At 64.9% G+C, this 21,554-nt stretch carries 18 protein-coding genes; 13 read left to right on the plus strand and 5 right to left on the minus strand.

Translation table 11 applies throughout. The features are described from left to right. Positions 1–17: 17 nt before the first annotated feature. Entirely contained in the window at positions 18–2,171 is a 2,154-nt protein-coding gene (pbpC, locus tag ACQREB_RS06930) for a penicillin-binding protein 1C (protein WP_427766947.1), read from the plus strand. A 12-nt stretch (positions 2,172–2,183) separates the two neighbouring features. Here pbpC and ACQREB_RS06935 read toward each other — a convergent pair whose 3' ends face one another. Beyond that, entirely contained in the window at positions 2,184–3,566 is a 1,383-nt protein-coding gene (locus ACQREB_RS06935; RefSeq protein WP_427766950.1) for an alanine/glycine:cation symporter family protein, read from the minus strand. 156 nt (positions 3,567–3,722) lie between these two features. Here ACQREB_RS06935 and ACQREB_RS06940 point away from each other — a divergent pair, with 156 nt between their 5' ends. From ACQREB_RS06940 to ACQREB_RS06970, 7 genes are all read left to right on the plus strand, one after another. Further along, entirely contained in the window at positions 3,723–5,324 is a 1,602-nt protein-coding gene (locus tag ACQREB_RS06940) for a TolC family protein (RefSeq protein ID WP_427766952.1), read from the plus strand. Between the two features lie 21 nt (positions 5,325–5,345). Next, positions 5,346–6,533 (plus strand): efflux RND transporter periplasmic adaptor subunit, encoded by a 1,188-nt coding sequence (locus ACQREB_RS06945; protein WP_427766955.1) that lies wholly within the window; start codon positions 5,346–5,348, stop codon positions 6,531–6,533. A gap of 201 nt (positions 6,534–6,734) precedes the next feature. After that, complete coding sequence (locus ACQREB_RS06950; RefSeq protein ID WP_427766958.1) at positions 6,735–7,646, plus strand: succinate dehydrogenase cytochrome b subunit; 912 nt, start codon at positions 6,735–6,737, stop codon at positions 7,644–7,646. Between the two features lie 25 nt (positions 7,647–7,671). Continuing rightward, positions 7,672–9,678 carry a fumarate reductase/succinate dehydrogenase flavoprotein subunit gene (locus ACQREB_RS06955; protein WP_427766960.1) on the plus strand — a complete coding sequence of 669 codons (2,007 nt, stop codon included), beginning with the start codon at positions 7,672–7,674 and terminating at the stop codon, positions 9,676–9,678. A gap of 46 nt (positions 9,679–9,724) precedes the next feature. Further along, on the plus strand, positions 9,725–10,516 hold the full coding sequence (locus ACQREB_RS06960; protein ID WP_427766962.1) for a succinate dehydrogenase/fumarate reductase iron-sulfur subunit: 792 nt from the start codon (positions 9,725–9,727) through the stop codon (positions 10,514–10,516). Positions 10,517–10,628: 112 nt separating this feature from the next. Then, entirely contained in the window at positions 10,629–11,225 is a 597-nt protein-coding gene (locus ACQREB_RS06965; protein WP_427766964.1) for an RsmD family RNA methyltransferase, read from the plus strand. 30 nt (positions 11,226–11,255) lie between these two features. Next, complete coding sequence (locus tag ACQREB_RS06970) at positions 11,256–11,507, plus strand: hypothetical protein (protein WP_427766967.1); 252 nt, start codon at positions 11,256–11,258, stop codon at positions 11,505–11,507. A gap of 340 nt (positions 11,508–11,847) precedes the next feature. Here ACQREB_RS06970 and ACQREB_RS06975 read toward each other — a convergent pair whose 3' ends face one another. From ACQREB_RS06975 to ACQREB_RS06985, 3 genes are all read right to left on the minus strand, one after another. Then, positions 11,848–13,242 carry an ROK family protein gene (locus tag ACQREB_RS06975; RefSeq protein WP_427766969.1) on the minus strand — a complete coding sequence of 465 codons (1,395 nt, stop codon included), beginning with the start codon at positions 13,240–13,242 and terminating at the stop codon, positions 11,848–11,850. Positions 13,243–13,377: 135 nt separating this feature from the next. Then, on the minus strand, positions 13,378–14,139 hold the full coding sequence (nagB, locus tag ACQREB_RS06980) for a glucosamine-6-phosphate deaminase (RefSeq protein ID WP_427766972.1): 762 nt from the start codon (positions 14,137–14,139) through the stop codon (positions 13,378–13,380). Positions 14,140–14,273: 134 nt separating this feature from the next. Continuing rightward, a complete protein-coding gene (locus ACQREB_RS06985; RefSeq protein ID WP_427766975.1) occupies positions 14,274–15,062 on the minus strand; it encodes a ParA family protein in 789 nt (262 codons plus the stop codon). A gap of 118 nt (positions 15,063–15,180) precedes the next feature. On the opposite strand from ACQREB_RS06985, the gene ACQREB_RS06990 reads away from it, so the two are divergent. Beyond that, positions 15,181–16,089 carry a hypothetical protein gene (locus tag ACQREB_RS06990; RefSeq protein WP_427766978.1) on the plus strand — a complete coding sequence of 303 codons (909 nt, stop codon included), beginning with the start codon at positions 15,181–15,183 and terminating at the stop codon, positions 16,087–16,089. A 52-nt stretch (positions 16,090–16,141) separates the two neighbouring features. Here ACQREB_RS06990 and ACQREB_RS06995 read toward each other — a convergent pair whose 3' ends face one another. After that, positions 16,142–17,869, minus strand: a complete 1,728-nt coding sequence (locus tag ACQREB_RS06995; protein ID WP_427766981.1) for a Na/Pi cotransporter family protein — start codon at positions 17,867–17,869, stop codon at positions 16,142–16,144. Between the two features lie 462 nt (positions 17,870–18,331). Between ACQREB_RS06995 and ACQREB_RS07000 the strand changes: the two genes are divergently transcribed. From ACQREB_RS07000 to ACQREB_RS07015, 4 genes are read left to right on the plus strand one after another with little or no spacing between them, the layout of a single operon-like run. Next, complete coding sequence (locus ACQREB_RS07000) at positions 18,332–19,144, plus strand: MotA/TolQ/ExbB proton channel family protein (RefSeq protein ID WP_427766984.1); 813 nt, start codon at positions 18,332–18,334, stop codon at positions 19,142–19,144. 13 nt (positions 19,145–19,157) lie between these two features. Continuing rightward, the gene (locus ACQREB_RS07005; RefSeq protein WP_427766986.1) at positions 19,158–19,610 is read left to right on the plus strand and encodes an ExbD/TolR family protein; all 453 of its coding nucleotides are present in this window, start codon (positions 19,158–19,160) and stop codon (positions 19,608–19,610) included. 14 nt (positions 19,611–19,624) lie between these two features. Beyond that, positions 19,625–20,590 carry a hypothetical protein gene (locus tag ACQREB_RS07010; protein ID WP_427766989.1) on the plus strand — a complete coding sequence of 322 codons (966 nt, stop codon included), beginning with the start codon at positions 19,625–19,627 and terminating at the stop codon, positions 20,588–20,590. 21 nt (positions 20,591–20,611) lie between these two features. After that, positions 20,612–21,553: an ArsR/SmtB family transcription factor gene (locus tag ACQREB_RS07015; protein WP_427766992.1), complete on the plus strand. Its 942-nt coding sequence runs from the start codon at positions 20,612–20,614 to the stop codon at positions 21,551–21,553. The last annotated feature ends 1 nt before the right edge of the window (position 21,554 follow it).

Raw genomic sequence — 21,554 nt, forward strand, 5'->3', positions numbered from 1 at the left:
CCGCGCCGCCTTCCGCCATGGCGCCGTTCCCGAAAAGAGTCCGCAGAGCCGTCGCGATTTTTCTCGCGGCGGTCTGCGCGTGCGTGTTCGTCTTCGCGGCGCTTTGGGCGTGGGCGTTCCCGCGGATTTTCCGCTTCGACGACGCGCTGCTCGACGCGCGCTTTCCGGCGACGCTTTTCCGCGACCGCTCGGGAAATCCCGTCCACGTCGAACCCGGCGCGGACTGGACGCTGCGCTTTCCCGTGCCGCTTTCGGAACTGCCGCCGCACCTGATCGCGGTGACGCTCGCGGCGGAGGACCGCAATTTCTTCGGGCACGACGGCGTGGATCTGCGCGCGGCGGCGCGCGCGGCGTTTCAGCTCGCCGCGAACGGGCGCATCGTTTCCGGCGCCTCGACGGTGACGATGCAGCTGGTCGCGCTCGCCGAGGGGCGGCGGGAACGCTCCTTCGCGCGGAAGTTCGTGCAGATGTGCGAGGCGCGCGAACTCGAGCGGCGGAGGAGCAAGGAGGAGATTCTCGAGGAATATCTGAACCGTCTGCCCTACGGCGGAAAAATTTACGGCGTGGAGGCGGCGGCGCTCCACTATTTCGGGCATTCCGCGCGGGAGCTGACGCTCGCCGAATCCGTGATGCTCGCGGGCATTCCGCAGCGCCCGAACCGGCTGCGCCCCGACCGCTTTCCCGAGGCGGCGCGCGAACGCCGCGACCGCGTGCTCGCGATGCTCGTGCGGCAGGGCGCGCTTTCCGAGACGGAGGCCGCCGCCGTCGCGGCCGAGCCTCTGCGCTTCCGCGATTTTTCGCGTCCGGCGTTCCCGCGCGCCGCCGATCCGCAGTTCTTTCTCTGGCTGCGGGAACGCGAGCCCGGTCTGCGCGGCGACGCGCGCACGACGGCGGACGCGGCGGTAGGCGCCGTCGTCGAAACCGCCGTCCGCGCGGCGCTCGCCGAAAGCTTTTCCGTGCGCGACGGCGCGGCGGTCGTCGTCGAAAACGCGACGCGTTCCGTGCGCGCGTTTCTGGGCACGGCGGATTTTTCCGCGTCGCGCGACGGGCAGGTCAACGCGGCGCTGGCGCGGCGTTCGCTGGGCTCGCTGCTCAAGCCGTTCATCTTCGGCGAGGCGATCGACGCGGGGCTGCTCGTCGCGGACACCGTGCTCGACGATTCGCCGCTGACGCTCGCGGATTATCGTCCGGAAAATTTTTCGGGAACGTATCTCGGCAGAGTCTCCGCGCGGACGGCGCTGTCGAAATCGCTGAACACGCCCGCCGTGCGCGTGCTGCGCGCGCTCGGGCCCGAGCGCGTCTTCCGTTCGCTCGACGCGTTCGGCGTGCGTTTCGCGCCGGGGACGACGCCCGCGCGCGCGGGACTCGCGCTCGCGCTCGGCGGCGCGGAGACGAATCTCGTGCAGCTCGCCGAGGCGTACGCCGCGCTCGCCTGCGGAGGCGTTCCCGCGCCGCTGCGGCTGCTCGAAACGGACGCCGCCGCCGAGCCCGCGCGCGGGCACGTCTGGAGCGCCGGCGCGGCGGAAATGACGCTGCGCATGCTGCGGGAAACGCCGCTTCCGAGCGCGGAGCACCTGCGCGCCGCGTGGAAGACGGGAACGTCCAACGGTCTGCGCGACGCGTGGTGCGTCGCCGTGACGCCGGAATGGACGGTCGCCGTCTGGTTCGGCAACAAGAGCGGCGCGCCCGCGCCCGAGCTGGTCGGCGCAGAAATCGCCGCGCCCGTCGCGGGGCAGATTCTCGCGGCGCTTTACCGCGGGCGCGTTCCCGCGCCGTGGAACGACGGCGCGTTCTTCCGCGCCGAAAGGCTCTGCGCCGCGAGCGGACTGCGCGCGGGCGATTTCTGCGCGGAGACGCGGACGGGGACGGCGCTCGTCGGCGTGCCCCTGCGCGTCTGCGGACTCTGCCGCCCGACGGCGCGCCGCGCGGATCTTTCGCGGGAGACGAAAATCCTGGAGCCGCGCGGCGGCGTCTATCGGCGCGGCGCGGACGGCAGGGCGCGCTTCGTCGTGCGCACCGTTCCCGCCGAGGCGCACTGGTATCTGGACGGCGCCTACCTCGGCGTCCGCCGTTCCGGCTCCGCGCTCGAGCTCGCTCCGGGCGCGCACGAGCTTTTCGTCTGGCCGGGCCCCGACTTCGCCTCCGCGAAGCTCTCCCTGGACGTGAAGTGAGCGCGTTCCCGCTCAGTTCTTCGGCAGATCGACGTATCTGCCCTTGGAGATGTCCGAGACCGTCTTCGAGAGCACGACGAGCGCGAGCAGGTTGGGCAGCACCATCAGCCCGTTGAAGAAGTCCGCGAGCTGCCAGACGCATTCGACTTTCAGCAGCGTTCCCGCGACGACGCATGCGAGCACGACGGCGGAATAGAGCTTCACCCAGCGCCCGCGCGTGAGATACGCGAAATTCACCGCGCCGAAAAAGTGCCAGCCCAGAATCGTCGAAAACGCGAAGAAGAACAGGCAGACCGCGACGAAGACGCCGCCGAAGCCCGTGAAAAGCGAGTCGAACGCCGCCTGCGTGAGGTCGATGCCCGTGAGCCGCGCCGCGCCTTCTCCGAATTTCAGCGCGCCCGAGGTGAGGATGACGAACACCGTCAGGTTCAGAATCACGAACGTGTCGATGAACACGCTCAGCATCGCGATGAGCCCCTGGCGGTTCGGGTTCTTCACGGCGGCGCGCGCGTGCGCGTGCGGCGTGGAGCCCATCCCGGCCTCGTTGGAGAACAGCCCGCGCGCGACGCCGTAGCGGATCGCCTCGCGCACGGTCACGCCGAGCGCGCCGCCCATCGCCGCCTGCGGATCGAACGCGCCGACGAAGATCATCCGCACGGCTTCCGGGAGCGCCGCCGCGTTCGCCGCGATGAGAATCACCGAGCCGACGATGTACACGAGCGCCATCAGCGGCACGATGCGCACGACCGCCTTCGCCAGCCGCCGCGTGCCGCCGAAGAAGATTGCGCCCGCCGCGAGCGCGACGACGGCGCCGACCGCGAGCGCGGGAACGGGCAGGGCGTATTTTTCGAAAATGCCCGAAAACGCGCTGCCGATCGAATTCGCCTGCACCATGATGCCCGTGAAGCCGAGCGCGCAGCAGCAGCACACCGCGAACACGCCCGCGAGAATTTTCCCGAACGCGCCGCCGAACGCCTCGCGGATGTAATAGGCGGGGCCGCCGGTGATCTCGCCGTGCTCCTCGCGGCGGAATTTCTGCGCGAGCGTCGCCTCCGCGTAAACCGTCGCCATGCCGAAGAACGCGCTGACCCACATCCAGAAAATTGCGCCCGGTCCGCCGGAGACGATCGCCGTCGCCGCGCCCGCGAGATTGCCCGTGCCGACCTGCGCGGCGACCGCGGTCGCGAGCGCCTGCACGGGCGTCATTTCGCCGTCCTTCTTGCCGTCTTCGTGGCGGCGGAAAAGCACGCGCCAAGCGTCCTTGAACTTGCGCAGCTGAATGAAGCGCAGCCGGACCGTGAAGAAGACGCCCGCGCCGCAGAGCGCGAAAAGGAGCACCGTGCTCCAGAGCACGTCGTTGACTTCGGTGATGAAATTCGTGATTTCGGTGATCATGAAGGTGTCGTTTTGAGCGTTAAAAACCCACTATGCCCGCTTTCTCTTCCCGTGAAAACGAAAAATCTCGCGGCGGCGGGCGAGCGCGAGAAAATTTTCCCGCGAAACGAAACTTTCCGCGCGCGGGGGCGTTTGTTAAGCTACACGGAAAAAGTCATGACTTTCCAGAAAGCTGCATTCGCGGCGCTCGCCGCCGCCGTCGTTTTTTCGGTTCCGCGCGGGAACGCCGCGGAGCCCGAAGCGTCGTCCGCGCTTCCCTCGCGCGAGATCCGTCTCAAAGAAGTCACGGGCGAGGACGTCCGCCGCGTCGTGCGCGTCGGTCCCGCGCTGGCGCTGGGCGAGGCGGTGCCGCTGGCGCTCCGCAACAATCTCGGCGTCGCCGTCGCGCGGCGCGAAAAGGCGTCGGTCGCGGAAACGCCGAACGTCGCGCTCGCGGACTTCGATCCGAATTTTTCGTTCTCCTCGACTTACGGGAACACGGGCGACGCGTATTGGGAACGGCAGCGTTCGGGCGCGTCGGAGCAGAACTGGGCGAACCGCGCCGAGCTCTCCAAAAAATTCTCTTCGGGCGCGGAGGCGACGCTCTACGGCGCCTTCAACCGCGCCTACAACACGACGACGGATTTTTCGCCGGCGTCCGGAAGCGCCGTCGGGCTGGAGATTTCGCAGCCGCTGCTGAGCGGGTTCGGCGAGGAGATCAACCTCGCGCCGCTCGTCAAGGCGCGCAAGAACGTGACACAGAGCGCGCTTTCGCTGCGCAAGACGACGCTCGACCTGATTCTCGACGCGGAAGTCGCCTACTGGAATCTTTCGGCGAGCTACGCGCTTGTCGGCGCGCGGCTGAGCAGCCTGCGCCACGCCGAGTTCGTGCTCGAACAGGCGAAGAAACGGCGCGCGCTGAAGGACGCGACGAAGGAGGACGTGCTCCAGGCGGAGGCGGACGTCGCGTCGCGGCGCGTGAATCTCGTCGTCGCGCGCCAGTCCGTGCAGGACTGCGACGACGCGCTGCGCAAGATTCTGGGCGAGACCGGAGACGACGATTCGGGCACCTACGCGGTTGCGGAGCTTTCCGAGGACGTTCCCGCGGAGACGCGGACTTTCGCCGAGTGGATCGCCGCCGTCCGCGAGTTCGACATCGACGCGCAGATTCAGGAAATCGAGCGCGAGAAGGCGGAGCTGGACGTGCGCGTCGCGGCGGACGCCGACCGCCCGTCGCTGGCGCTCGTGCTCGGCGCGGAAGCCTCCGGCCGGGAAAGCTCGCCGGCGAAATCCGTCACGGGCGTCGCCGACCGCACGGGCTACGATCTTTCGGCGGGCATCCGCTTTTCGGTGCCGCTGGGCTTCCGCCGCGAAAAGGCGGAACTGCGCCGCGCGGAGCTCGCCCGCGAGCAGGCGGAAATCGCCGTCGCGCAGGCGCTGCAGAACGCGATGTTCGACGCGCGTTCGGCGTGGCGCGCTTCGGAGGCGGCGCGGGAACGCCTCGCCTCGGCGAAGGTCGCGCTCTCGATGCAAAAAGAGGCCTACGCCGGGCAGATCGCCCGTTACGGCGTGGGCAAGGCGACGATGACGGACGTGCTTTCCGCGCAGGACGCGCTGGAATCCGCGCGGCTCGACCTGATCCAGGCGGCGCTGGACGTCGTCACTTCGCGCGCGAAGGTGCAGCGGCTCGACGGAGAAATCCTCGCCGCCAACGGATTTTCCTGGCGGGAAATCGACGATGCGGAAAGCGCGTCCGCCGTTCCCGCCGCCGCCCGATGAACCTTTAAAAAATTTTTTCAGATGAAATCCTTTCAGTTCAGTTCAAGCATCTTCGCGGCTCTCGTCCTCGCGGCGGGAACGCTCGCGTTTTCCGCGTGCGGCGATTCCGTCGGCGGGAACGCCGTCCTGCCGACGGTGGAAACGGCGCTCGTCGAGAAAAAGACGATCGAGGAGCGGATCACGGTCTCCGGCTTCGTGAAGCCCGAAACCGTCACCGAAATCAAATCCGAGATTAACGGGCGCATCATCCGCATTCTCGTCGAGAACGGGCAGTTCGTCGAGCAGGACGAGCTGCTGCTGGAGATCGATCCGCAGACGTACCAGACGACCGTCGAATCCAACGACCGCACGACGCGCCAGCGCCGGCTCGACGTCGAAAAGGCGGAACGCGACATGCGCCGCATCAAGCAGCTTTACGAAAACGATTTCGCGACGGAACAGGAATACCTCGACGCCGTCACCGATCTGGAAAGCAAGAAGCTGCAGCTGGAAATCGCGCAGGCGGCGCTCGACAACGCGAAGATCGAGCTCGCGAAGACCGCGATCCGCGCGCCGCACGCCGGCATGATCTCCGACCTCGACGTCTTCGTCGGCAACGTCATCTCGGGCGCGGGATCGTTCTCCAACGGCACCACGCTGATGAAGGTGAACGACATGAGCAAGCTGCGCGTCGAGGCGGACCTGAACGAGATCGAGGCGAACAAGATCGCCGTGGGCGCGCAGACGAATCTCACGTTCGATTCGCTCCCGAAGACCGCGTTCTCGGGAACGGTCAACTACCTGTCCTCCTTCGGCGTGCAGGATTCGGCGACTTCGACGCTCTACAAATTCCCCGTGCGCGTGAACTTCACGACGGGCGGCGTGCTGGTGCGCCCGGGCACGAGCGCGAATCTCTCGATTCTCGTAGCGGACGCGGCGGACGCCGCCTGCGTTCCCGCCAGCGCGGTCTTCATCGAAAACGGAGTGCGCTACGTCTTCGTGAAGCGCGGCGAGCGCAAATTCGAGCGGCGCCCGGTGACGATCGGCATCGGCAATCTCAACTTCATCCAGATCACGGAGGGCGTGTCCGCCGGCGAAACCATCGCGACGACCCGGCCCTCGCACGGCGAAATCGTCTCGGCGGACGGCAAGCCCGTTCCCGCGGACGGCTCGCCGAAAAAGCGCGACGGCAAAGGCGGCGCTCCCGCCGGCGGTCCGCCCCCGATGTGAGCGTTTCGGCGCGCCGGAGAGGCGTTTTTTCGGGGAATCCGCGGGCGGGTTCCCCTTCTTCGTTCCGGCGGCGCCGCGGGCGATTTTGCGCTTGAAAAAACGCGCGGGAGCGCGCAGTCTTGGAAGCACTTTCGGCGCGCCCGCGTCGAAGGCGTTTTCCCCTTTTTTCAACTAAACCAACCAAAAATCATCCTAAAATCTATGAGCGAAAAGTGCTGCTGCTGTTCCTGCGCCTGTCGCATGCCTTCATTGGTGAAGAAATACCTGATGGCGGTGACGGGTCTCGTTCTCGTCCTGTTTCTGCTGGTCCACGTCGTGGGCAACCTGCAGATGTTCCAGGCGCCGGAAAAAATCAATACCTACGCGCATCTCCTGCACGCGTTGCCCCCGGTGGCGCTTTGGGGATTCCGCGTCGTCATCCTCGCCTGCATCGTGGTTCACTTCGGCCTGGCGATCAAGCTGAAGCTGGAAAACCTCGCGGCGCGCGGGAACGAACCCTACGCGGTGAAATCGACGCGCTACGCGGCGTGGTCCGCCCGCGCGATGATCGCCACGGGGATTCTGATTCTCGCGTTCATCGTGTGGCACCTGTGCCAGTTCACGATCTTCAAGGAAGCCGGCTGCCTTGCGGCTTATGAGAACGCGACGATGATTCAGGTCGTCGGCGGCAAGGGCTTCTTCGGCTACATGGGGCTTCACGGCGCCGAGGGCGGAGACGTGCTGCTCTACCCGGTGTTCGACGTTTACCAGATGGTGTACAACGCGTTCGCGAATCCGCTGATTTCGCTCGGCTACATCGTCGCGATGCTGCTGCTGCTCTCGCACCTTTCGCACGGCGCGCATTCCATGTTCCAGTCCGTCGGTCTGCGCAACGAAAAGCTGCGTCCGATCTTCCGCGGCGTCGCCGCGATTTACGCGATCTTCGTCTGCGTCGGTCTCATCGCCGTTCCCGCGGGCGTGCTTTCGGGCGTGATCAAGCCGAACCCGAACACGACGGCTCCCGTCGCGACGGTTTCCTGCCCGTTTTCCTGCGACAAGGGCGCCTGCGAAAAGGCTTCCTGCGGCGATTCCGCCTGCGGCAAGACCGAATGCGCCGCTCCCGAAGCGAAATGAACCGACAGAAAGGAGAATTTAAACCATGAGCAACATTCCCGAAGTTTCTTTCTCGAAAACCTGGAAAGCCTGCACGGACGACAAGAAGTTCGTCTCCGAAATCTCTAAGATTCCGGAAGGACCGATCGCGGGCAAGTGGAGCAAGCGCAAGTTCGAGCTCAAGCTCGTCAATCCCGCGAACCGCCGCAAGTATCACGTGATCGTGGTCGGCTCCGGCCTCGCCGGCGGGGCGTGCGCCGCGTCGCTCGGCGAAATGGGCTTCAACGTGAGCTGCTTCTGCTACCAGGACAGCCCGCGCCGCGCGCACTCCATCGCCGCGCAGGGCGGCATCAACGCCGCCAAGTGCTACCAGAACGACGGCGACTCCGTCTATCGTCTTTTCTACGACACGGTCAAGGGCGGCGACTTCCGCGCCCGCGAGGCGAACGTCTATCGTCTCGCCGAAGTGTCCAACGCGATCATCGACCAGTGCGTCGCGCAGGGCGTTCCTTTCGCACGCGAATACGGAGGAACGCTCGCGAACCGCTCGTTCGGCGGCGCGCAGGTGTCCCGCACGTTCTACGCGCGCGGCCAGACGGGGCAGCAGCTGCTCCTCGGCGCGTATTCCGCGCTCTCGAAGCAGATCGGTCTCGGCACCGTGAAGATGTACAACCGCCACGAAATGATGGATCTCGTCATCGTGGACGGCGCCGCGAAGGGCATCGTCACCCGCAACATGGTGACGGGCGAAATCAAGTCCTGGAACGCCGACTGCGTCGTGCTCTGCACGGGCGGCTACGGGAACGTGTTCTACCTTTCGACGAACGCGCAGGGCTGCAACGTCACGGCCGCGTTCCGCGCCTACAAGCACGGCGCCGGCTTCGCGAATCCCTGCTACACGCAGATTCACCCGACCTGCATTCCCGTCCACGGCGAACAGCAGTCCAAGCTCACGCTCATGTCCGAATCGCTCCGCAACGACGGCCGCATCTGGGTGCCGAAGACGCGCGAAATGGCCAAGCTCGTCCGTGAAGGCAAGCTGAACCCGAACGACATCAAGGACGAAGACCGCGACTACTATCTGGAGCGCAAGTATCCGAGCTTCGGCAACCTCGCGCCGCGCGACATTTCCTCCCGCGCCGCGAAGGAAGCCTGCGACGACGGCCGCGGCGTGGCGCCGACAGGCTACGGCGTGTTCCTCGACTTCTCCGACGCGATCAACCGCCTCGGCGAACAGACGATCCGCGAGCGCTACGGCAATCTTTTCGACATGTACGAAAACATCACGGGCGTCAATCCGTACAAGAACCCGATGCAGATCTTCCCGGCGTCGCACTACACGATGGGCGGTCTGTGGGTCGACTACAACCTGATGTCCACGATTCCGGGCCTGTTCGTCGGCGGCGAAGCCAACTTCTCCGACCACGGCGCGAACCGCCTCGGCGCTTCCGCGCTCATGCAGGGGCTTTCCGACGGCTACTTCGTGCTCCCGGCAACGATTCCGGACTACCTCGCGAAGTGCGGTCTCAAGGGCGCGCCGAAGAAGGAAGACCATCCCGAATACGCCGCCGCCGAAGCCGCCGTGCGGGAACGCATCGACAAGCTCATGGCGGTCAAGGGCGACAAGTCCCCGCGCTTCTTCCACCAGAAGCTCGGCCACATCATCTGGGAAAAGTGCGGTATGGCGCGCACGAAGGAAGGCCTCACGGAAGCCATCGCCGAAATCAAGGCGCTCCGCGAGGAATTCTGGAAGCACGTCCGCGTCGTCGGCGAAAAGAACACGCTGAACGTCGAGCTCGAACGCGCCGCCCGCGTGGCGGACTTCCTCGAGTTCGCCGAGCTGCTCTGCCTCGACGCCCGCGAACGCGACGAATCCTGCGGCGGTCACTTCCGCCTCGAACACGCCACGGATGAAGGCGAAGCGCAGCGCGTGGACGAAAAATTCGCGCACGTCGGCGTCTGGGAATTCACCGGCGACGGCAAGGATCCCGTCCGCGTGCAGGAACCGCTCGTCTACGAAAACGTCCACTTCGCGACGCGCTCGTACAAGTAAGAGACAGAAGGTTATCGCTTAAAGCTTAAAGAAAAGGAACAAGACAATGTCCGAAGACAAAACCATTTCTCTCACCATCCGCGTTTGGCGTCAGAAGGACGCGAAGTCGCAGGGACATTTCGAGACCCACAAGGTCTCGAACGTCTCCACGGGTTCGTCCTTCCTCGAAATGCTCGACATCCTCAACGAGGACCTCGTCGCGCAGGGCAAGGAACCGATCGCGTTCGACCACGACTGCCGCGAAGGCATCTGCGGCATGTGCTCGATGACGATCAACGGCATGCCGCACGGCCCGCTCCCGGGCGTGACGACCTGCCAGCTGCACATGCGCCACTTCCGCGACGGCGAAACCGTCACCATCGAGCCGTGGCGCGCGAAGCCGTTCCCGGTCATCCGCGACCTCATCGTGGACCGCACGGCGTTCGACAAGATCATCCAGGCGGGCGGCTTCGTCTCCGTCCGCACCGGCTCCGCGATCGACGCGAACATCATGCCGATCCCGAAGGAAGTCGCCGACACCGCGATGGACGCGGCGGAATGCATCGGCTGCGGCGCCTGCGTCGCGGCGTGCAAGAACGCCTCCGCCATGCTCTTCGTCTCCTCGAAGGTCACGCAGCTTAATTCGCTCCCGCAGGGCAAGCCCGAAAAGGACCGCCGCGTGCTCGCGATGGTCAAGGCGATGGACGACGCCGGATTCGGCAACTGCTCCAACCTCGGCGAATGCCAGGCGGTCTGCCCGAAGGGACAGACGCTCGACTTCATCGCCAAGATGAACCGCGACTACGCGGTCGCCACGGTGAAGAAGCTCTTCAAGTCCACCGGCAAGAAGCACAAATAAGCGTTCCCCCGAGAACGCCGGAAGAGCGTTCCCGCGATTCGTTTCGCGGGAACGCTTTTTTTTTTGCGCGAAAACCTTTGCGTTTTCGGCGGGGAGGCGCGAACATCGCCGCATGAGAATCACAGGCGGCACGGCGCGCGGCATTCCGCTCGAACTCCCGAAACGCGGAGAAATCCGTCCGGCGACGGACTACATCCGCGAGGCGGTTTTTTCCTCGCTCGGCGACCTGCCGCAGGACGCGCGGGTGCTGGACGTCTTCGCGGGAACGGGCGCCTACGCGCTCGAAGCGCTTTCGCGCGGCGCGCGCTTCGCGGCGCTCGTGGACAGAAATGCGGCGGCGACGGCGGCGCAGAAAAAGAATTTCGCCGCGCTGAAGAAATCGCTTGAAGCCGCGGGGAAGGGCGTTCCCGCCGTGGAGTTCTTCTCGCTCGATCTGCAGAAGGACGCGCCGTTCCCGCCGACGTTCCCGCGCGCGGATCTGATTTTCTGCGACCCGCCTTGGGCGCTTTGGGGAGACGTGCGGATGGCGCGTTTCGTGGAGACGCTCGCCGCGCTCGCGGACGCGGAAACGCCCTGGGCGCGCGTCGTGCTGGAAACGCCGAGCGGCGTCGAGCCGCCGATTCCCTCCGGCTGGGAACTCACCAGGCGCATCGGCAAAAAAGGCAAAGACCAGCCCGCCGCCTCCGTCCTCCGCCGCCGCGCCGGCTGACGCGCGGCGTTTCCGGGCTCGGCGACGCCCATGCCCGCCGAGCCCGTGACGACGAGATTCTCCGCCCCGTCGCCGAGCTTCGCGAGCGCGTTCCCGGCGATCAGCACGGGCGTCTATCGCTACCCGCTCGAAGCGGCGACGGCGATCGCCGTCCGCGAAGTCCGCGCGTTTCTCGCGGCGAACGCCGTTCCCGCGCGCGTCGTCTTCGTCTGCTTCGGCGCGCGCGTCCGCGCCGCCTACGAAGCCGCGCTCGGCGGTTTCGCCGCGGATGAGCACAGATGAAACGAGCGTCCTCGGGAACGCGTTTTCGGCGGCAATTGCGCCCTTTCAGGGCGCGTCGGATTGTTTACGGTTTCGTAGGGTTGCGCTCGCTTGCCCTACGCTGAGCAATCGTCGCCCCGTCGGGGCTCGGAAATTGCGCTCGTCCGCGGGAAAAACGCACGCTGCGGGAACGAAGGCAGGAATGCCTTCGTTCCCGAGAAAAACTTCCTTTGACTTCCTTTTGACTTCGAGGTTTTCTTCGCGGCCTTTGCGGTTCCCGACAAAAAAGCGTTCCCGCGAAACGGATCGCGGGAACGCTCTTCTTTAAGCTTCAAGCCTTAAACTTTAAGCTCTTTTCGCCTTATTTCTTCGGAATCGCGGGGAGGGACGCCGCCGCAATCGCCTGGCCGTGGCGCTTGGACTTTTCGTCCGGAACGACGAGGTTGATCTTCAGCTCGGGGAACTCCGCCTTGAGGACTTCGTTCGCCTTGTCGATGATGATCGTGCCGCCTTCGCCGGAGGTCACGCGGCCCATGATGAGCAGGTTCTCGTAGTCGTAGAACTCCGCGAAGTGCGCCAGCGTGTAGCCGAAGCAGATGCCGATCGCCTCGTACACCTTGCGCGCGCGCGGGTCGTTCGCCTTCATGAGCTTCTGGAGCTCTTCGAGCTTTTCCGGGAGCTTCATTTCGTCCGGCAGCTGAATGCCCGCGAGCGGAATGAGTCGGCCCGTGCCCTGCTGCGAGAAGTACTGCACGCCGCAGCCGAGGTCGCCCGACCATTCATCCGCCGGGCCGTTTTCGCGGTAGTCGACGGGAACGAACGCGAGCTCGCTGAGCCAGTTCGTCATGTGTCCGTTCATGTCGACGTAGCCGGCGGCGACGGACGTTCCCATCGCGACGCCGAGCACGCCGTTCTTGTTCAGGCTCATGGCGCCGGCGAGCGCGGTGACGTCGCCGTCGTTCGCCACTTCAAACGGCACGCCCCATTCCTTCGCGATGTCGAGGAACATGTTCTTGACGCGCTTCTGATAGACTTCCGGGTCCTTCACGCCGCGGAACAGCGACGCGACGCCGAGGCGGTTGTTGATGATGACGCCCGCCGAGGAGCCGCCGATCGCGTCCACGTGCGGCAGGTGCGCCGCCGCGAGCTTGAGCGAATGCATGATGCCCTGGTAGTGGTAGTCCGGATCGCTTTCGAAGTACGGCGACCACTTGACTTCTTCCGAGAAGACGACTTCGCCGTTGACGACGGCGGCGCACTTGCGGTCGGAACCGCCGAGGTCGAAGCCGATGCGGCAGCCGTCGAGATTGCGGCCCAGCGGGAGCGCGGACGCGGCTTCCTTCGGGAGTCCGGCTTCATCGACGACGACGACTTCGATGCCCTTTTCGAAATTCGTCTTGAAGAACTCGTAGTCGAACGCGCGTTCGCCGTTCGGCGAGTACACTTCGGCGAGCATCTTCGCGATGCACGGCGCGTATTTGCCGCAGACGTAAATCTTCGTGCCGCCGCGCGCCCAGAGCATGAACTTCACGATGCGCTCGACGTACGTCTTGTTCAGCGGAGCGAACTCCGGCGTGCACGGCAGGCAGACTGTGCGGAAGACGGAGGCCGTGCCGTCCGGGCGTTCCAGCCCGAGGGCGAGCGGAGCCGCGTCCGCGGTCGCCGCGGCGAGTTTGCGGTATTCCTTGTTCCACAGCACGGCGGGAACGAAGGCGGGATCGATTTCGGGAACGAATTTGGGAGAAACTTTGATCATGGAGTAAAAGGTTTTGTCGGATTAAAATTCAATGAACGGCGAACAACGAATGATGAATAACGCATTGCCGAAATTTTTGCGCAACGCAAAAACAGGAACGAATCATTCACCATTCGTTATTCTCTGTCCGTTGTCTTAGAGTTTCGCGGCGGCGGCCTTGTCGAGGACGAAGACGCAGTTGTCGTGATTCTGCAGCCAGCTCGCCGGGCAGTTTTCGCTCGGCGCTTCGCAGACGGAGCGGTGAATGATGTCCGCCTTGTTGTCGCCCCACGCGAGGAGGACGATCTTCTTGGATTCGAGAATCGTGCCGACGCCCATCGTGACGGCGGAAGTCGGGACTTCCTCGATCTTGTCGTGGAAGAACAGGCGCGCGTTGTCCTTGATCGTCAGCTCGTCGAGCTTGACCTGGTGCGTGCGCGTGTCCGCGGCGCAGGGCGGTTCGTTGAAGCCGATGTGGCCCGTGCGGCCGATGCCGAGAATCTGAATGTCGATGCCGCCGGCGGCCTTGATGTCCGCGTCGTACTTGGCGCACATTTCGGCGACCTTGTCGGCGGGAACGGTTCCGTCCGGCACGTGCGTCTTGGCCTTGTCGATGTCGACGTGGTCGAAGAGTTCCGTGTTCATGAAGTAACGGTAGCTCTGGTCGTGCGTTCCCGGCAGTCCGTAGTATTCGTCGAGGTTGAAGCTGGTGACGTTCTTGAAGCTCAGCCCTTCCTCCTTGTGCAGGCGGATGAGTTCCTTGTAGAGAACGACCGGCGTCGAGCCCGTGGCGAGCCCGAGAACGGCTTCTTTCCCTTCGGCCGCGCGGGCGCGAATGAGAGCCGCGATTTCGGCGGCGACTTCCTTGACGGCTTCTTCCTTCGCAGGATAAACCTTAACAACGATTTTTTTGTTCATGATTTTTGGATATGTTGAGATTTGAAACGATAAAGATTGGTTCTTGCGGATAACGGGGTGAAACTTGAAAAAACTTAGCACACGCTCCCGCCGCGGTCAACGCGGAAACGCCGCCGCGGGAGCGCGCGGGCGCCTCAGCCCTTCAGCGCGAAGCGGCGCACGCACTCCTTCGCGAGCGCGTCGTAGGCGAGCGCGCCGGAGCCGTTCGGGTCGTAGTCGAAGATGCTTTTGCCGTAGCTCGGCGCCTCGCCGAGACGGACGGAGCGCGGAATCTTGCTCTTGAAGACGAGCTGCGGGAACGTCTTGGCGACGTCCTCGACGATCGCGCGGGAAAGGTTCGTGCGCACGTCGAACATCGTCATCAGAATTCCGCCGATGGAAAGTTCGGGATTGTTCCCGGAATCGCGGATGCGCTCCACGGTTTCGAGAATTTGGCTCAGCCCCTCCATCGCGAGGTATTCGCACTGCAGCGTGATCAGCAGAAAATCCGCGGCGACGAGGCTGTTCATCGAGAGCATGCCCAGCGACGGCGGGCAGTCGAGGATGATCGCCGCGTACTTCCCGCCGTCCTTCACGGGCTTGAGCACGTCGCGCAGCGCGCCGAGGTAGTCGTCCTTGCGGAGCTGGAGCAGCTCGGACTCGATCGCGGCGATGTCCGCCTCCGACGGAATCAGGTCGAGATTCTTCGTTCCCGTGGGAATGATCTTGTCCTGCGCGGACGCCTCGCCGAAGAACGTGCCGTAGAGGCTGCCGCCGACTTTCTTTTCGACGCCGAGCGCGCTCGTCGCGTTCGCCTGCGAATCCAGATCGACGAGCAGCACGGGAACGCCGCGGCGCGCGAGCCCGCAGGAGAGATTCACGGCGGTCGTCGTCTTGCCGACGCCGCCCTTTTGATTGGCGATGGAAAAAATTTTGGTGGTCATGATGCGAATGGCGCGTGGCGCGTATGAGTCTCCCATTCTGAAGCAAACCCGCGGGAACGCGCAATTTGAAAGTGCGCCGAAATTGCCTCGAAGAAGGAAATCCTTTAGAGTGGTCGGCATGAAACGGGCTTTCTTTCAGGCGGGCGCGGTCTTCGCGCTGTGCGCGGCGTGCGTTCCCGCGGCGCGGGCGATGCTCGCGTCGAACGGCGGCGTCGTCTCCCACAACACCGATCCGGGCACGGCGGGAACAGACATCTCGGAACTCTGGAACCGCACGGCGTATCTCAGCGCGGGAACGGGAACGTATCTCGGGCAGGCCGCCGACGGTACGCGCTGGGTGCTCACGGCTGCTCACGTCTCCTCGCTTTCGGGAACGATCACGGACACGAGCGGCGCGACGCATGCGCTCGATCAGGACGCGTCGGTTTCCGCGATCCGGCTGATAAATCCAAACGGCGGCGCGGCGGACCTCAAGCTCTTCGCCGTGACGCCGGGCAACGACGCGACGGCGGCGTATCTCGACGCTCTCGGCTCCGTCGACGTCTTCACGGGAACGCTTTACACGAACACGCCGCTTTGGGTCGTCGGCACGGGGCAGTCCACGGAGCTCGGCGGCAGCTTCAAGAGCGGCTATAAGCGGCAGAAGCAGTGGGCGGAATTCTGCGCGGACGACACGGAGACGGTTTCCGGGGATCCCTGCATCGTCGAAACGTTTTCCAGGTCGGGCGCGAGCGTCCAATGCACGAATCAGGATTCGGGCAGCGGCGCGTTCGTGAAGAACGGCGACGTCTGGGAGCCGGTCGGCGTCGCCGTCGGAGTCGGCGGGAACGGGAACACGACGAAAATCGGTTTCGTCGAGGACGCGACCGCCGAGAACCCGGCGGTTTTCGCGACGTACTTCATCGACCTTGCGCCCTACGCGGAACAGATCCGCGCGATCATGGCGATTCCCGAGCCCGGCGCGTTTTCGCTCTTCGCGGGAACGCTCGCGCTCGCCTTCTGCGCCTCCCGCCGCCGGCGCCGCTGAAGCCCGGCGCGCCGAAACGGGAATTCCCGCGCGAAGAGCCCGCCTCCCGCGCTCAGCGGGCGAAGGTCTTCAGCGGGTCGGCGAACGCCGAAGCCGTCGAGTACTGCTTCGGCAGCTTTTCGTAGAACATTTCCGCGCGGTCGATGATGTTCGAAAGGTTCTTGTAAACCTTGCGCATCATTTCCAGCAGTTCGAGATAGCGGACGCTGACCTGCGGCAGGCAGGTGCCCTCGCCGACGCGCGCCATGTGGTCCGCCTCGACGGAATTCAGCATCTCCTTCATCTCGCGCTTCTTCGCCTTGGCGAGCGCGAGCGTTTCCGGAGACTTCTTTTCGAGAATCTTGATCGCGAAGTCGGCGACGGACGCGAGCGTCGCGTGCAGCAGATCGAACTCCTTTTCCGCCTTTTCGCTGAAGCGGTAATTGTTCTGGCGCAGCAGCTCCATCACGTCGCGGATGCCGGCGGCGAGGTCGCCGATGCGCTCGGCGTCGTTCGTGCAGTGCAGCAGCAGCGGGATCTGCTCCGCCTCGGCGGAGGTCAGCTGCGTCTGCATCAGCTTGGAAAGGTATTCGGTGATGTCCTTCTGGCGCTCGTCCACGTCCGCCTCGCGCTTTTCGAGCTGCTTGAAGACCGCCTGGTTCTTTTCGTCGTTCTTGTTGTAGAGGCAGAGCGTGCAGTCCACCATCTTCCAGGATTTCTTCAGCATTTTGCGGAGCGCTCCCGCCGTCTGCGCCAGCGCGACGGAAGGCGAATAGAGCAGGTGCGGCTCGAGGCGCTGATACTTGACGCGTTCCCGCGAGACCGGAATCGCCTTTTCGCAGATCTTCGCGAAAAGCGGAATGAAGCCCACGAGCACGAGCGTCGCCGCCACGTTGAACAGCGTGTGCGCGTTCGCGATCTGGCGCGGCAGATCCGCCTCGCCGGAAGACATCTTCTTCACCGCCCAGAAAAACACGGGATCGCCGTCGATCGTGAACCAGAACGTCGCCGCGACGATGAGCACGCCGAACACGTTGAACAGCGTGTGCGCGAGCGCCGCCTGCTTCGCGACGCGGTTCGCCGTGAGCGCCGCGAGCTGCGCCGTCACCGTCGTTCCGATGTTCGAGCCCAAAATCAGCGCCACCGCCGTGTAGAGATCGACGAGCCCGCTCGCGCCCAGCGCGATCACGATGCCCGAACACGCCGAGCTGCTCTGCATGATGAACGTCGCGACGATGCCCACGCCGATCGCGCCGAGCAGCGCCAGCGGCGGGATCACGCCGTCCACGGGAGCGCACCGGAACGTCTGGAAAAGCGCCTTGAAGCCTTCGTATTCCTGCAGCGCCTTCAGCTCGGTGCTCATCAGCGTCATGCCCAAGAAAAGGAAGCCCAGCCCGATGACCGTCTCGCTCCAGTTGCGGATCGGCCGCATCGGAATGAAGCTCAGCACGAGACCGAGAATAATCGACGGCATGATGATCCACTGAATGTCGAACGCCACGAGCTGCGCCGTGATCGTCGTGCCGATGTTCGCGCCGAAGATGATGCCGATCGCCTGCACGAGCGTGAGCAGCCCCGCGTTCACGAAGCCGATGACCATGACCGTGCTCGCGCTCGAAGACTGAATGACCGCCGTCACCGTCGCCCCCGAAACGATGCCGACGAAGCGGTTCGCCGAAAAAAGCCGCAACACGGTGCGCATGCGTTCGCCGGCGACCTGATGGAGCCCGTCGCTCATCAGTTTCATGCCGAAAATGAAGATCGCCAAGCCGCCGAAGACGTTCAGAAGGAGCATTGCCATGGAATGTATGCCTCGTATTTCTAAGTGTTGGTAAGAATCAAAAAGACTTCGGGAAGTTTCCCGTTATTCCGCCGAAAAGTCAAGGCGGCGACGAAATTCCGCCCGCGGGAACGCGAAAACGAACAGGGAGCTCGAGGATTTTGAGGGAGCCGATTCCGCCCCGCGCGGCTCCCGCCGAAGCGGAATTGAGGTTCCCGTCCGCGGATTTCGGCGGGCAGCGGGACGTTTACCCTCCGATAAAAATTCGCGAAATTCGTGCAATTCGTGGATTCAAAAAATCTGCGGAAGTCTGCGAGATTCGCGTGAGGAATTTCTGCGGGAAGGATTTCGGCGGGCAACGGGACGCTCGCCCTCCTTCGCGTTCCCGCGCGGGAAAATCCCGCCGCGAAGCGCTTTTCGCGCGGGGCGGATTTTGCGCGCTTGCGGGGAAAACGCTTTCAGTGCATGATTCGCGTTCAATCTATGCAGACGTTTTTTCTTCCGGAATTTTTCGCGAACACGCACGGAATGCTCTGGTACTGGGAGCAGTGCGACGGCGCCGCGCGCGTCGTCATCCTCGTCATCTTCACGCTGTCGATCTGGTCCTCCGCGTCGATCGTCGGCAAATGGCTCGACGTGCGGCGTTTCCGCAAGGACAACGCGCGCTTCGAGGCGCGGATTCTCGGCGCGAAGCTCACGCGGCTGAATCTCGAGCGGCGCCCGGGCGCGTCGCACTACGAGCGCGTCGCCTTCGAGGCGTGCCGCGCCTACGCGAAGAACGGCGCCGCCGTCCGCACCGAAGAGGACATCGAGATCTGCATCCGCCACGTCGAAAACGGCATTCAGCGCGGGCTCGCGCGCGTGATGGAGGACTACGAAAAATCGCTGCTGCTGCTGAGCTCCTTCGCTTCGGGCGGGCCGTTCCTCGGGCTGCTCGGCACGGTCTGGGGCATCATCATCACGTTCGGTTCGCTGACGGAGAAGGCGACCATCGCCCAGCTCGCGCCGGGCGTCGCGGGCGCGCTGTGCGCGACGCTCGCGGGGCTGGTGCTGGCGATTCCCGCCGTGTTCTGCTACAACTACCTGCTGTCGAGCACGAAAAAGCTCACGGTGGAGATCGAGGCGTTCGCGTCGCTGCTGACGGACCGCTTCGAGCTGGAGCTCCGCGAGGCGCTGCGCGACGGGCGCCGCGGCTCCGCTCCCGCCGCCGAACCCGTTCCCGCGCCCGCCGAGACGCCGCGCGCGCCCGCCGCGGGAACGTTCCGCAACCCCTACGCCGACGAAGCCGCGGACTGATCCCGTTCCCGCCATGTCACGCCGTTCCAGCAATTTCCGCAGGCAAAACGCCATCCGGGCGATGAGCGAGATCAACGTCACGCCGCTGCTCGACCTGTGCTTCTGTCTGCTGATCATCTTCATCATCGCGACGCCGGTGCTCGAGCAGACGACGCGCGTCGATCTGCCCGTCGCCTCCGAGAGCGTCGGCGCGCCGATTCAGACCGAGACGAAATACGCCGTCGTCGCGCTCGACCGCAGCGGCCGCTACTTCTTCGACGGCGAACCGATGCTGCCCGAGCGCCTCGCCGAAGAGTTCGCGCGCATCAGCGCCATGCCGGCGGAGGCGCAGCCCGTCGTCCGCGTCCGCGCCGACGGCTCGCTGATGGTGCAGCAGCTCATCTCGCTCTTCGATCTCGCGAAGAGCCGCGGCCTCGCCAAAGTCGCCTTCGACACGGAAATCACTCACGAAGCCCCCAAGCCTTGAACAGCCGCCTTTCCATGCCCGGACTCGCCGTCGCGCTCGCGGTTCACGCGCTCGCGCTCGGCGCGCTGCTGCTGATCGGCGGGGAAAACGACGCGGCGACGCCGTCCGACGCGGATCCGATTCTGCTGATGCTCGGCGGGGACGATCCGGACAAGGACGCCGGGCTCGCCGGGCGCGAACGCGGCCCCGCGCGCGGCACGGAAGACGGCGATCCTTTCGATTCGGAAGAATTTTCCAAACGCCTCGAAGCGCTCCGCGAGGAGAACGAACGCCTCGTCGCCGAAGAGGAGGCGCAGGCCGCCGCCGCCGCCGCGGAAGCCGCCGCGCGCGCGGAACGCGAACGCGCCGAAGCCGCGGAGAAAGCGGCGCGGGAAAAGGCCGCCGCGGAAAAAGCCGCGCGGGAACGCGCCGCCGCCGAAGCCGCCAAGAAAAAGGCGGAGGCCGCGAAGAACGCCGCCGCGGCGAAGAATTCCGGCGACGCCAAAAAGGTGGACATCCGTCAGCTCGTCAAAAACAACCGCAAAAACGGCGGCTCCGGAAAGAATCCCGGCGGCAGATCCTCCGGCGGGAACGCTCCCGGCAAACGCGTCGGCGAAGTCAAGGTCGGCGGCGGCGGGAACGGCAAGGCTTTCGGAACCGTGGACGGCACGGGCGGGAACGGCGGAGACGGCGGCGCGCGCGTCGCCGACGCCCGCGCGCTCTACGTGAAGGCGGTGCTGAAGCGCTTCGAAATTTTCTTCGACGACGTCGTCGCGCAGGAGCCGCTTTCGATTCCGAGCTCGATTACGGTGGACGTGCGCTTCACCGTGGACGCGCGCGGGAACGTGCGTTTTCTCGACGTCGTCGGCAGCTCGGAGGCGCAGGTGCGCGCGCGCGTCGAAAAGATCTTCCGCCTCGCGTTCCCGAAGCCCTTTCAGCCGCCGCCCGGCGGCGATCCGTTCACCGGACGCCTCAACGGCGTTTCCTTCGTCGTCGACTGAACCGAACACTTTCGCCCCGCCATGTCCGAAAACGCCTGGAACATCATCAAAATCTTCTCCGACCGCACGCGCCTGCGCATTCTGCATCTGCTCAAGCGCGAACAGCTTTCCGTCGGCGAGCTGCAGGACATCCTCGACATGGGGCAGTCGCGCATCTCGACGCAGCTCGCGCAGCTGCTCAAGCTCCGCGTCGTGACGGCGCGCCGCGACGGCAAAAAGACGTTTTACGCGCTCGCGGGAACGCTGCCCGAAAACGCGCGCGCGCTGCTGGACGCGACGCTCGCCGCAATCGCCGACGATCCCGAAATCCGCGCGGACGAGGCGGCGCGCGCCCGCGTCATCGAAAAGCGCACGGCGGCGACGCAGGCGTATTTCGACGCGATCGCGAAGCGCAACGGCAATCCCGGCGTGCCCGGGCGTTCCGACGGAGGCATCGTCCAGATGCTGCTTTCGCTCGTGCCGCCGCTCGTCATCGCGGACCTCGGTTCGGGGCGCGGCATCATTTCGCAGCAGCTCGCCTTCGCCGCGAAAAAAATCTACTGCGTGGACAATTCCCGGACGACGCTTTCCGAAGGGCGCGAGTTCATGAAGAAGCACGGCGTGCGCAACGTCGAATTTCTGCTCGGCGACATTCAGAAGGTGCCGCTCAAAAACGCCGTCGCCGACGTCGCGCTGCTCAGCCAGTCGCTGCACCACGCGGCGCGCCCGGACGTCGCGGTCGCCGAGGCGTTCCGCATTCTCAAGCCCGGCGGCAAGATCATCATTCTCGACCTGAACAAGCACCCGTACGAAATCGCGCGGGAACGCTATCACGACACCTGGCTGGGCTTTTCCAGAAACGAGATCGAAGGCTGGCTCGCCGCCGCGGGCTTCGCGAAGATCTCCTCGCTCGTCTTCCCCGCGGACGACGGAAAGATGAAGTTCGAGACGCTGTTCGCGCGCGGCGACAAACCCGAAAAATGAT

The sequence above is a fragment of the Candidatus Spyradosoma sp. SGI.093 genome (assembly GCF_050314555.1).
Classification (GTDB): domain Bacteria; phylum Verrucomicrobiota; class Verrucomicrobiia; order Opitutales; family UBA953; genus Spyradosoma.